The sequence below is a fragment of the Winogradskyella sp. R77965 genome, from assembly GCF_044594915.1.
GTDB lineage: Bacteria > Bacteroidota > Bacteroidia > Flavobacteriales > Flavobacteriaceae > Winogradskyella.
The window spans coordinates 677,480-690,037 of record NZ_CP138990.1; the positions used below are offsets into that span (position 1 = coordinate 677,480).

At 29.2% G+C, this 12,558-nt stretch carries 10 protein-coding genes; 4 read left to right on the forward strand and 6 right to left on the reverse strand.

Annotated elements, in window-relative coordinates; all coding sequences use genetic code 11:
• Positions 1–90 precede the first annotated feature (90 nt).
• Positions 91–720, reverse strand: coding sequence for a hypothetical protein (locus SJY34_RS03025; RefSeq protein WP_400078779.1), 630 nt, complete (start codon positions 718–720; stop codon positions 91–93).
• A gap of 222 nt (positions 721–942) precedes the next feature.
• On the opposite strand from SJY34_RS03025, the gene SJY34_RS03030 reads away from it, so the two are divergent.
• The 4 genes from SJY34_RS03030 (at position 943) to SJY34_RS03045 (ending at position 6,273) form a co-directional block, all read left to right on the forward strand.
• Positions 943–1,356 carry a hypothetical protein gene (locus SJY34_RS03030; RefSeq protein WP_400078781.1) on the forward strand — a complete coding sequence of 138 codons (414 nt, stop codon included), beginning with the start codon at positions 943–945 and terminating at the stop codon, positions 1,354–1,356.
• A 5-nt stretch (positions 1,357–1,361) separates the two neighbouring features.
• The gene (locus tag SJY34_RS03035) at positions 1,362–2,081 is read left to right on the forward strand and encodes a hypothetical protein (RefSeq protein WP_400078783.1); all 720 of its coding nucleotides are present in this window, start codon (positions 1,362–1,364) and stop codon (positions 2,079–2,081) included.
• Between the two features lie 166 nt (positions 2,082–2,247).
• Complete coding sequence (locus tag SJY34_RS03040; RefSeq protein ID WP_400078785.1) at positions 2,248–5,805, forward strand: hypothetical protein; 3,558 nt, start codon at positions 2,248–2,250, stop codon at positions 5,803–5,805.
• A gap of 45 nt (positions 5,806–5,850) precedes the next feature.
• Positions 5,851–6,273 (forward strand): hypothetical protein, encoded by a 423-nt coding sequence (locus SJY34_RS03045; protein ID WP_400078787.1) that lies wholly within the window; start codon positions 5,851–5,853, stop codon positions 6,271–6,273.
• Between the two features lie 906 nt (positions 6,274–7,179).
• On the opposite strand, the gene SJY34_RS03050 is transcribed toward SJY34_RS03045, so the two are convergent.
• From SJY34_RS03050 to SJY34_RS03070, 5 genes are all read right to left on the reverse strand, one after another.
• On the reverse strand, positions 7,180–8,826 hold the full coding sequence (locus SJY34_RS03050; protein WP_400078789.1) for a tetratricopeptide repeat protein: 1,647 nt from the start codon (positions 8,824–8,826) through the stop codon (positions 7,180–7,182).
• Between the two features lie 237 nt (positions 8,827–9,063).
• Positions 9,064–9,573: a Pycsar system effector family protein gene (locus SJY34_RS03055; protein WP_400078790.1), complete on the reverse strand. Its 510-nt coding sequence runs from the start codon at positions 9,571–9,573 to the stop codon at positions 9,064–9,066.
• A gap of 12 nt (positions 9,574–9,585) precedes the next feature.
• Entirely contained in the window at positions 9,586–11,388 is a 1,803-nt protein-coding gene (locus SJY34_RS03060) for an adenylate/guanylate cyclase domain-containing protein (RefSeq protein WP_400078793.1), read from the reverse strand.
• Positions 11,389–11,397: 9 nt separating this feature from the next.
• Positions 11,398–11,841: a hypothetical protein gene (locus SJY34_RS03065; RefSeq protein WP_400078795.1), complete on the reverse strand. Its 444-nt coding sequence runs from the start codon at positions 11,839–11,841 to the stop codon at positions 11,398–11,400.
• Positions 11,842–11,966: 125 nt separating this feature from the next.
• Positions 11,967–12,455, reverse strand: coding sequence for a hypothetical protein (locus SJY34_RS03070; RefSeq protein WP_400078797.1), 489 nt, complete (start codon positions 12,453–12,455; stop codon positions 11,967–11,969).
• Positions 12,456–12,558: the final 103 nt, after the last annotated feature.

The following is a 12,558-nucleotide window of genomic DNA, read 5'->3' on the forward strand; positions in this document are numbered from 1 at the left end:
CAAATGTTACTCTACTCTGTTAATGGAATACTCTTTTTAAGAAAGGACAGAGAAGTGTATAAAAATGTGTGTGGAATGGCAATAGAAATTTTACTGATTTTGAATTTGCTTTAGAGTTTCTATAAATGACGCAAAAATTTTCTTGTGAGAACTTAAAAAATCATCTAGACAAGACCTTAATGAAGTAATATTAATATAATGCTTATCGAAAATTTTATTTTCAATAAAATCATTTACATTTAAATTAAAAATATCTAAGAAATGATTTTGCTCTTCTAATAATACCAATTGATTAAAGTAATCACTAAAAAGATATTCTTCCCAATTATCGAGTGTATTTTTTAAGTTTTTTTCTACACGTAATATCCTTTCAAATACTTCGTAATAATCACTAGAACCATTTCCAATATTACTCTTTAAGTTTTCTTCTATTGAAATTATACAAAGACATTGATTTAAATTTATTTTTCTATATAAACATTCAAAAATGCAGCCATAAAATATATTAGCAGAATAGTTTGCTATTACATTAAGATTAAACTTGTTAGATTTTGGTAGTTTAAAAGTCCTAACATAACCATCGAAGTATATTTTTGAATCTTCTCTAAAATGCAACACAAATTCATCAATTCTTCTATCATATCCAAAAAGTACATAATTCAATTCAGCAGCTATGAAATGTCCTATTTCATGGATAAAAGCTCTTTGTAAATCGTTCATTTAGTAAATGTAATGTATTGTGGAAACCCGTAATCAATTACTTGCTAAATTTTACTATATTTAGCTATTCCCTTAATTAATAACCAAATAAGATTACAACTGATTATCGTAATGAATTTATTCATTTACGATGCTGGATTGTTGTGGAATGACTTGTCTAAAATAAAATTTCTAACAGCATAAGATGATTATTAATAATTTAACTTTGAATAAATTTCTATAATGGAACATTTAAATATCATTTTACCTTTGACATTACTTCTAATAGGTTTTTTATTAAAACTCTTTATTGGAAGAAATATTGAAACCCCTCATCTCATTGAAGCATTATGCGAGCTTCCTGTCGATATTATGTTTCTGGCATTATCTTTTGGTATTGGATTTACAATATCAAATGTTACTCACCAAGCAGATGGATTAGCCTATTGCTTTGCTGGACTAGCTATAGCTATTGTTGTTGTTGTAGGTTGGCGATTATCGGTTAGATTATATTTAAAAAAAGGAAAATATTATTGGGTAATAATTCTAGCAATTAATTTATTCATTTCCGGTGTAGGAATTAAGAAGTCTGTGGATTTGATAATACAAGATGAAAACCCAACTACAACACTTGAAGAAGTGCAAACTCAAAAATAGATACAATGTTTAAAGATTATATTTCAGAAATATTATTAGGTATAACAAGTGTTGCTATTTCAATATTTGCATATGTTATGTCAAGAAGGTCAAGACAAGAAAAATACAATCAGGAAAAAAATAAAGCTGTACTAGAAAGTATTCGGAAGTCACTTGAGACTGAGATGTACGGAATTAATGATAGATTGGTAATGAATGAAGAGAGATGGAGAGATGTAAACCATCTGCTATTGAGAGATGAATATATAAAAAATGATTCACCTATTTCAAATAGAACTAAAATTAGACTATCTGAATTTCTTAAATCTAATGGAATTAAAGAAAATGATTTGAAGATTGATGAAAATCTGATTTTCATATTAACGCCTTTTCACGATAGGTATGAAAGTGAATACAATATCATAAGAGAAGTTTGTTCTTCCATTGGCTTTAATGCTTATAGAGGTGATGAGAATTATTTTAAAAGTGATATTTTTCCAGAAATGCTTAAACTAATTGTAAAAGCAAATTTAATAATTGCAAATATTAATGGAAGAAATCCAAATGTTTTATATGAATTAGGAATTGCTCAGGCACTTGATAAACCTGTAATTCTAATTTCAAGAGAACCAGAAAACCTTCCGATTGATATTAAGTCTAAAAGATTTCTTATTTATAGAAATAGTGATGAATTAAGGACTTTAATTCGAGAAGAACTTTTTAACATTGTAGATAAGAATGAGTAAACTTCAAAATATAGAAAATGCGCTTTCTTCAATTAATGGAGCTGTTTTTCAAGAGTTATGTGATAGCTTTTTAATTCTAAGAAATGATAATTACTCTACATTTTCTAGAACTGGAAGTCAAAGTGGTAAACAAAAAACAATCAAGGGTACACCAGATTCTTTTTTATTGCTACCAAATGGTAAATATATTTTTGTAGAATACTCGACTAATCAAACAAGTGGTGTTAAGAAACTAAAAGATGATATTGAAAAGTGTCTTGATATTGAAAAAACAGGTATTAATACTAATCTAATTTCTGAAATCATACTTTGTGTAAATTTTAAATTAAAAACCATAGAGATTGAAGAGTTACGATCCTTATTAAAGAATACAAGAATTAGGCTTAACATATATACATTGGATAGTTTAGCTTTAGAATTGAACTTACAACATAGAGATCTAGCTCACATATATTTAGGTATTCCAATTGATACAGGGCAAATAATTTCAATAGATAGATTTGTATCGGAATACAATAATATTTCGAATGGGATTGCCACTCCTTTGAATAACAGTTTTCTCCATAGAACTGAAGAATCAAAAAAATTAAAAAATGCTTTAAAACACAATGACTTTATAATTTTAACAGGTCCACCTGGTGTTGGCAAAACTAAATTAGGAATAGAGGTAATTACGGAATTCATAGATGAGAATCCAGAATTTAGCGCATATTGTATTTCATATAAACATCATTCGTTATTAGAAGATTTGTATCAATATTTTGATTCGGAAAAAAATTATATTCTGTTCGTTGATGATGCTAATCGAATAGATGCATTTAATCAGATTACTGGTTTTTATAAATCTCATCAAGGTGGCAACTTTAAAATTGTTGTTACTGTACGTGATTATGCTTTTCAAGAAATTGATAGATTAAGTCAAGAGTACAATCCTATAAGAATTGATTTAAACAAATTCACAGATGAGCAAATTATCGATATATTAAAAGCAGAGCCTTTTGGTATATTAAATCCAGATTATCAAAAAGAAATTGTTAGAATATCTGAAGGAAACCCTAGAATAGCAATAATGACTGCTTTGCTAGCAAAGGAAAAACAAGATATAAAAGTTCTATCAGACGTTTCTGATCTATTTGAAAAATATTTTTCCACCTTTATCAATGACGATGGTGAATTTTCGAATGATTTGAATTTAAAATGCCTAGGTATAATATCTTTTTTTTATACGATTCCATTTAAAGATAAGGAGACAACTATAAATATATTAGATAACTTCAATGTTGACTACAATGATTTTATTCAAGTAATAGATAATCTTGATAAACTAGAATTAGTTGAAATTCAATATGAAAATGTAAAAATTCCAGAACAAAATCTTTCGACATATTTCTTTTATCGAAGTTTTGTAAAAGATGATCTATTATCATTTAAAACTTTGCTTCAAAAATATTTTTTTGAGAATAACTTTCGATTTAGAGATACTGTCATTCCTGCTAATAATACATTTGGACCCAACAGAGTAATGGAGAAGTTAAAACCACATCTGTTAGATTATTGGAATGAGATAGTATTAGATAAAAATGAAAAACTTGAATTAAAATATTTAAATACGTTTTGGTTTTATCTTCAAGATGAAACACTTGAATATGTGTTAAATTCTTTCAATGAAATTCCAAAGCCTGAAATTAAATGGTTGAAAGTGACATACACTAACAATGAGTTTTCGAATGGAGGAGATAATGAAATAATTAACTTACTGGGTAACTTTTTTAATTCAACCTCAAATCTAAAAGAAGCCATTACATTATCGCTACTATACACAAGAAAAAAACCGGAATTTGTACCAGAACTAATACACAAAATAGTTGGAACTCTTGTATTTGATAGAAATGATTATCAAATTAATTACTATAAGCAATTTACTTTATTTGAGATATTAATTGATGGTTTTAAAATTGATAAAAACTATTATATCCAAATTTTCTTTGAACTAAGTAAAACATTTTTAAAATTTAAATTTCATCATTTTAAAGGAGGAAGAAATAATACTTTTTACCACTATGATTATGAATTGGAGAATAACTTTGAAATCCGATCATTTCGTGAAAAATTGTGGCTAATTATTGATGAAAATTTTAAAGAGTATCCAAAGCTTTCATTAAACGTCCTAAAAAATCTACATGTTACTGAAAGGGAAACAGTTAAAGATATTTTAGAATCTGACTTAGAATATTTTATAGGTATAATAAACAAAAACTTGAATACTGAATCATTTGAGCATGCTAGTCTCGTTCAAGATAAAATTAAGTGGTTAGAAAGACGGAAAGTTTTTCATCCAAAGTTTGATGAATTAAAAATTAAATTTAAAAACAAACTTTATGAAACTTACCTAAAAATAGATTGGGATAGGTTTAGAGATAAAGAAATGTATGAGTTTACTAACTTTAGAGAGTATGATAAATTAAAAGAAGCAGAGATTAGGGAATCTTTTGTGTTTGATAACTTTGATGAAATCAAAGATTTTTATAAAACATTTAATTTTATTCGAAAATTGTCTGAAAATGATTGGAGCTATCCAAAAGTTTTGGACATGATAATCGATGAGAATTTTCAGAATAACTTTGAAAATGGATTATATTTTTTAGAATTAATAATAAGTGAGAACAATCAACATAATTTCATTCCTAACTTATCTTTTAGCAATCAATTATCAACACATCAAAAAGCAAATAGTTTATGGAGTTTAATTGAACAAAATGAATTTAATTACAAATCAATTTGGAAGTTGTCCTTTTTTGATAGATTAAGTGATGACTTAGTTTCTGAAAAGTATTTATTGTATTTGCTTGAAACAATTAAAGAAACTAAACAAGCCTATATTTCGCATTTTGAAAAAATTGCAAGGTTTAAAAAAATCGAGCCAAATCTATTTGAGATTATATTAAAGTCTATTCTTGAACAAAATGAAAAAGGTGCGAGTATAAAAATATGGACAAATTTTTTCGAAGAATTTTTTGAGGAATTGGGAGATGATATAAATTTGATTCAAAAATCATATATTCAACAAGATCAGTTACAGGCTCATTTCGATTACCAAGGCAATGGATTCTTTAAAATATTAGAGATTGATCCTAACTTCTTATTAGAGTATGTTAAAGCTGTTCAATCTAAAAGTAGACTTCGTTTCGTCCGAGATAACAGGAATTTTGGATTTATTTGGAATATAAAAGATATTGAAAATGTTTTATGCAAAGTATTTAATTTCTGTGTAAAAGAAGAGCCTTATTTCGGGATTTTAAATCATTATTGTGGTGTGTTTTTTAAAGGAATTAGTTCTGGTTTTGAGAAAAAAGCGGAAGATTTCTTAATGGATTATGCTAAAAAAAATAATGATGATTATAATAAAGTTAACATCGTTGTTGATATTGCTAGAGGAGAAATGAAAAGTATATTTAATAATGTTCTGATTCAACATATTACTATTAATAATGATGTTGATATATTTTCTCGTATCTGGTGGAGAGGTAATGGTGGTACTTATAGTGGTGATGTTGTTATAGGTGATATAGAGGCTTCTGATTGGAGAAATATATTATCAATTATTGAAAAAGCTGAACTAGGAGTCGAAATAATTCCAATCAAAAACTATGTCAAAAGAACTATAAAAAACGCACTAAAAAGTGGTGATTGGGAAAGAAAGAGAAGATTTCTCAATAGAGACTAAGACTCTTAAATTTAAATCATTTTGTGACCATGTGCTTTTTTATGTATGGAAAAAGAAAATACAATAACTACTTTTATCAAATCAGAACTAGAAAATTACGAATTAAAATTAACCGCAAAAGAGAGTGGAAGGGAAGGAGTTGATTTTTTAATAGGAACTAATGAATTCTTCTTACAATCATTAGATTTAGATACTATTGATCGTAGTGCTAAAATTGTAAAAAAAGATTTGGGAGAATTAAATGACAACTTATTTATTGCTCTAGTTTTGATAATTGAAGATGAAGCAAGGATGGTTTATCTAATTCCTTCAAGGGATTTATCTCAGTCTAATAGCAATATCTTTCTAAATAATGATGTCAGTCTAATGCCTAGTTTATCTAATTGGGAGATTAGAATTTCTGTCCATACAATACCAAAAATAGTAAAGTATTCTATAGAAAATATGGCTGATAAACTAAAAAATTAGTTTAACGCACTGTGAGTTTTTACCCAGATGATGTATTGGCTAAACCGACCTCATATCATTTTGGTAAAACAATAGGTGAGTGGAGCGTAAGATTTTAGGGAGTTAGTAATGCATTTTCTAAAGAGTTATATTTTTTAAATAGGATTTCAAATCAGTCTAAAGAAGTTCAGAAGTTTCCTAAAATGTAGCGTAACGAACCGTAATTGTTTCCAAAATTATATGCAGTCTTGTTTTTTTTGTTTCTTTTTTTAACAAGAAAAAAAGATATAATCTAAACCTTGGTGAGTTCTAAAGTTTCAAATTCTATTTTACATAATATAAGTAGTATTATTTAAAAAAGCTTAATAGGACGTAAGAATAAAATAAGTGCATAGAATTTTATTTTTCTTAAAATTTATGCTCTTATGGAATGCCATGAGAATCGCGTAGAAAAAAATATGTAGCACAAATATCCAAATACGACAAAATTTCAATGATTACTAAAACGTAGCTTTTATGTGCGGCTGGCAAGCGGCTGTAAATTGAGTTATAAATAAATTGTAATAACAATTTGATTTGTATAAACAATAGAGCGTTTGACAGCGGACATTTGACATAACGGCAAATTATAGGACAGATGTTTTTTTAACGCTGCGAAGCAAACCGTTTCTAGTTTAATGCCCAAGTACTGCACACTAAAACCAATAATACTAAAGCTTCTGGGATATTTTACATAATATCATTATAGTTGACAAATGGTACACTCTCATTAAATAACCAAGAATAGCATTTGTCCTATAATTTATATTATGTAAAATACTATTAATTGATAGTACTTACACTTTCAAATTGTATTCAATTATAATCATCCGCAGGATAATCATAATCGAATAGTATGTAAAATACTATTTTATTGAGTGCAAACTGCTAGTCCTCTTTTAAAGCATCAATTCTATTCTTAGCTGCTCTAGACAACATATGCTTTGGCAAACGTTTGATTAAAGTTTCATATACAGCTATAGCCTTATCAATTTCATCTGCCTGTTCTAATGCACCACCAAGATTATAATAATGTCCTGCTGAATCTGGATAGACTTCTGTCAATAATTGATATATATAAATAGCACCTTCAAGGTTTCCATTTAATAATAATCGTCCACCAGCTTTGCTAAATTCTTCTTCAAAATCGTAATACTTATATCTAGGATTATTTGCTATCTCAATTGCATCTGTTTTTAGCTGGTCAAAATTACCAGAAATAAACAATTCGGTAAGATGTTGCATAGGTTTTAGAATAAACTCATCATCCTTATAGTTTAAAGCTGCCTCTAGTATAGGATCTGAATTGTTTTTATACGCATCAAAACTCATATCTACTGCAATATGTGGTAAAGTTGCGTCTTGGTTTTCCCATTGTGGCTCATCTTGCCACCAAGCATAGGATAAATAAGCACTTATACCACTTTTAGGCATCACTACTCTTCTAGCATCACCATAAAAGTTGACGTTCTCTGCCGTAGGTTCACCTACAAGTATGGCTTCTGTATATTTACTTATTTCGTTGGTTAGGTTTTGAGCTGCAGAAAAAGTCTCTCTTCCAATAACAAAAAAGAATTTTCCTTTTGTATTTACTTTTGGCCTTGCCATTATTCCTTTTATAAATTGTAAATTATTATAGTTGTTACCACCACCATTACCTCGTACATCATATACCAATTTATCTATTGTATTAGCATCTATAAATGCAAAAAGACGATTGTAAAAATCCTTTAATGATTCATTATTAGGATCATCAAATACAGAGCTTTGTCTTACATATAGTGTTTTTGAGTCTTCTAAATATTCAAAGTAATAATATTTAGTAAATAAATCTTTAAGGTATAATGGGGTTTTACTTTGATCTCTAACACTTAACCAATTGTCGTTTGGTATTGTTAACGTAGGACCTTTAGAGAGTTCATCTAATTTAATCGATGGAAAATCATAATCAAAAATTTCACCATTCTTCTCTAACGTTAATGTCACAAATTCAGACCACTCCTTCATAATTCCTTGTGTATGAAGTACATCTGGTGACGTTAAAAAACGTAAACCATACGCCTTAAAATAAGAGTCATTTTCTGCAGGAACTACTGGTCTAATCTTTTTTAAAGCCTCCTCTACTTCTATGCCTTCGACTTTTATAACCTTTGCTCCTAAGGTTTTTTCGTGGTTTTTCATCGCACCTTCAATAAAAACGCCATCATTAAAATGATAAAGATTTACAGGCAATACTCCTCGCTCTGCTACTGTGTAAAAAGATATTTGAGTATGTCCATATTCAAAAAGTGACACTATTTTAGCAAACGCTACATTGATTTGATGAGATTCCATATTTGGAATAGCTTCGTGTAATACTTTTACTTCAGCATCAAAATCCTTGGCTGATATTTTTTTGAATAAATGTGAATAGCCATTGTGTATAGTTTCTTGCAGAAATTTAAGATCACTTTGCCAGTCTTCTGTAGTCAACTGATTTTGTGAAAAAGCTGAGCCAATAAATAGTAAAAAGATAATGTATAATAATGGTTTCATGAGATAGTCATTTGATTAATGCTATGCTAATTTCATAAAAACAAATTGAAGGCGTACTATATATAGTTCTGAAGTGTAGAATTATTAGTCTGAATTGTAATTTGGCATAAGATTATATTTGTTTAAGAATCTCATAAAGAATTCATATCTATAACTAAAACGATAATTGATATCCGTTTTCAGCATACGCTTGTATGTATATTATTGTAAAAGTTATGATTTCGCTAAATATTAAATTTACGTAAACAAAATCCAATACACAGAAGTCACAATTACAAATAGAAAGCTAATGGCGAAGAACAGAATCGATTTCTGTACGTTTCTAAATTTGGCGTTTATAATTTTACTTTCAGCATGTATTTGCTCAGCTAGTAATTGATATAATTCTTCTTCTGAGCTACAGGTTTTTATTAGTTCTTTAGTATAGTTTTCAGTACTACCAAATTTAGTAACAGCATCTCTAAAGAAAAAGACATTCTTATCATAACTCATTTCCATAAATGGTCTAAAGCATCTAAAACAGTAAAAAATAGAAATAGCGACAAAAATAAACCAGCAGATTAGTAAAACTAACAATACTGTATTTTCCATAAACACATCTTTAAAACGCTCTATACGATCTACAAAGAGTCCTAAAATGAGACTATGAAACGAAAATATAACACCAGCTTTTAATTCTGATGCTCTTATCAGTTTTTCTAGTCGTTCTAACTGTTCCCAGTAATTATTTGGATCTTGCTGTGCCATATCAATTTAAATCTATGAATTATTATTTATAAAATACATTTTTAAATTCCCTCTATTTTTCACTGCAAGTTCACCTCTATACTCACAATCAAAATCGTTCTTTATTACTTTATAAGTATCCTCAGAAATATTAATACGTCCTGGTTCCGAGTTACTTTCCATTCGAGATGCAATATTTACAGTATCTCCCCAAATATCATAAGCAAACTTTTTAGTACCTACAACACCTGCTACTACAGGACCTGTATTAATTCCTATTCTAATATCAAATTCGGCTGTAGTGACATCATCAATTTTTGCATGATTCACAAAATCATTCATTTCTTTTGCCGCCAAAACCATGTCTTTGGCTTGGTCCACATTATCATAACTCAAACCACCGACTGCCATATACGCATCACCAATCGTTTTAATTTTTTCAAGTCCATATTTCTCCATAATAAGGTCGAACTTAGAAAAATAATGATCTATGGTTTCTACTAATTTTTCTGGCGATAGGTTTTCAGCATAACTGGTGAAGCCTTTAAAGTCAGAAAACAATACCGTTACCGAAGGAAACTTCTTCGCTTCTACTCTACCCTTATCTTTAAGTTCTTGTGCGGTTTCTTCTGGTAAAATATTAAGCAATAATTTATCGGAACGGTCTTTCTCTGCGGCAATGATTTTATTGGTTTTCCTAACAAATTTGTTTTTCTTAAATAGATTGTAGGCTAATATTCCTAGAAGAAATAAGACACCTAGTGTTGACCAAAGAATAATACGTTGGGTTTTACGTTTTTCTAATGCTATGGCTTTCTCTTGTGCTACTTCGAAATCCGTTCGCATATCTGCCGCTTCCTGCACTGATTTTAGGTTGATTACAGAATCACGATATACAATATGTTCTTTATAAAATGGATATGCAGTGGCATGATTATCTCTTTGTTCATGGAATTCTGAAAGTTTTAAATTAGCTTCACTTATTTGATCTTTAAGACCATATTGTTTAGCTAAATCTAAGCTTCTGTGTAAATAGGCCAAAGCAGTGGTAAAATCCTTCTTCCTTGAATAAATATCTGACATATAAGTTAGATACACAGAAATTGGGTAATAGTCTTCTTGTCCCTCTAGAATTTCAATGGCCTCATTTATATTAGACTCTGCCAAGGCATCTTTTCCTTGTTCGGCATAAACCATCCCAATATTTCCTTTGTTATAGGCTGTACCTGTCAAATAATCAGCATTTTTAAAAAGAATTCCTGATTCTTCAAAATAACTTAATGCTGCTTGAAAATTTTTAGTATTAAATGCTTCATCTCCCGCGTTCAAAAGGGCAGATGCCAATAATACAGAATTATTCGTCTTTCTTAATATTTGTATACCCTTATTGTAGTAAATCTCTGCATTTTCGGAATTCTTAAGTTCTGAATAAATATCAGCTATTGCTATGTACGCTGTACCTTCACCTTCAATATGTTTTGCTTTAACAGCTGCTTCACCGCTCTTAAAAAAAGCTCCTAATGCAACGTTCAAATTCCCGACTAGCCTATGTGTATTGCCTTTTTGAGAGTAACCTCTATACAGGTAAACATAATTATTTTTCTCTTTTGATAGTGTTATAAGTTCGTTGGCAATCTGAATTGAAAATTCAAGATCGTTTACTTCATTAAAAGATAAATTGCGAAGTAATTCCAACTTTTCTACACCTTTAAGTTTTTCCGATTGATAAATTTTCAACAAGCTATCGGCTACTTTTTGATCTTGTCCATAAGTGGAATATGAAAACAAATAAAATAGGCCTATCAATAAATAACAGACCTTATTTTCGATATACATATCTTAGTTTTAAGCATTCATTTTAATTTTTGGATCAACAGGAAATATAATAGGACCATCGTTAATAGTAAAATTGACCGTATATTCTTCATTTCCTGGGAGGTACTTGCCATTAACTTTTGCTTTAAGCACTTTGCGACTAGGTTTATTGGGATTCTCCTGCAAGCCAGGCGGTATTGGTGTTTTTAAAATGTCTTTGCCGCCTGATGCTTTTTTAAAAACACCTGTAATATTTATTAGATCTGTACCCTGTTTAGGGACACCTTGCCACTCGCAGGTTGCGCCTTTATTTACAGTAGATACGTATGTCTCTGGATGACCTGGGTTTTCTGCTGGGTCACTTTGATTGTCCGTAAAAACAACGTAATTATTTACATTGTTTGGATCAGCGATTAACCCTTCTGTATCAACGGTTAAGGTAATTACTGTGTTGCCTGGTTTTCCTCCTCCCATAATTATTGGTTTTAAGTTAAAATTATATATTGATTAATTTCTTATTAGTTTAAAATTACTACTAGTTAATGATAATAATGATTCTTGTTTTTTAAGCCTGTCTTATAATATCCTAAATCAAATTTTCAGACTTCTACCCTCGATTCATATTCAAAATATCGAGAATTCCCCACATTACCCTCTGGCATATACTTTAATCCAAGAAAACGTAACCAAGACATCTGTTTATCTGTCTCTTTTGATTGAGAATACACCACTAACGTACAGCCCTTATAATTATAAGATTGCTCTTCTAAAATTTTACGCATTTCAAAAGTTACTTTTAAAGCTTGGTTATTCTCTTCCATATGCCTACTTGCTACCAAATAACAATGTAATGCTGTGTCACTGGTTTTAACAGCCATTAGAATAAGTAAGGGTAACTTATTTGGTGTCCTAAATATTTTGCTAAATCCGTCCTTTCGAGATAATTCAAATTGTTCCATTAAAGTGTCAAAGGCCGTTTTCTCATTATGCACATTGTAAAGCTTCCACTCATAAGTAGAGAATTTCCATGGATTTTTTAAAATGTATGAAAAGTCTTCTTCAGTAATTTGATCAAGTAATTCAGGCATACTTTATAATGAATATATTTTAAAAATAAATCCATAATCAATCTAGGCCATTTTTATCAAAAAATGAAAATTAAGTAAATTAGGGATAACAAATAAGTAGTAA

Excerpts from the sequence above, each read along its gene's own strand:
- SJY34_RS03025 (WP_400078779.1), bottom strand. The coding sequence starts at position 720 with ATGAACGATTTACAAAGAGCTTTTATCCATGAAATAGGACATTTCATA.
- SJY34_RS03030 (WP_400078781.1), top strand. The coding sequence starts at position 943 with ATGGAACATTTAAATATCATTTTACCTTTGACATTACTTCTAATAGGT.
- SJY34_RS03035 (WP_400078783.1), top strand. The coding sequence starts at position 1,362 with ATGTTTAAAGATTATATTTCAGAAATATTATTAGGTATAACAAGTGTT.
- SJY34_RS03045 (WP_400078787.1), top strand. The coding sequence starts at position 5,851 with ATGGAAAAAGAAAATACAATAACTACTTTTATCAAATCAGAACTAGAA.
- SJY34_RS03050 (WP_400078789.1), bottom strand. The coding sequence starts at position 8,826 with ATGAAACCATTATTATACATTATCTTTTTACTATTTATTGGCTCAGCT.
- SJY34_RS03055 (WP_400078790.1), bottom strand. The coding sequence starts at position 9,573 with ATGGCACAGCAAGATCCAAATAATTACTGGGAACAGTTAGAACGACTA.
- SJY34_RS03060 (WP_400078793.1), bottom strand. The coding sequence starts at position 11,388 with ATGTATATCGAAAATAAGGTCTGTTATTTATTGATAGGCCTATTTTAT.
- SJY34_RS03065 (WP_400078795.1), bottom strand. The coding sequence starts at position 11,841 with ATGGGAGGAGGAAAACCAGGCAACACAGTAATTACCTTAACCGTTGAT.
- SJY34_RS03070 (WP_400078797.1), bottom strand. The coding sequence starts at position 12,455 with ATGCCTGAATTACTTGATCAAATTACTGAAGAAGACTTTTCATACATT.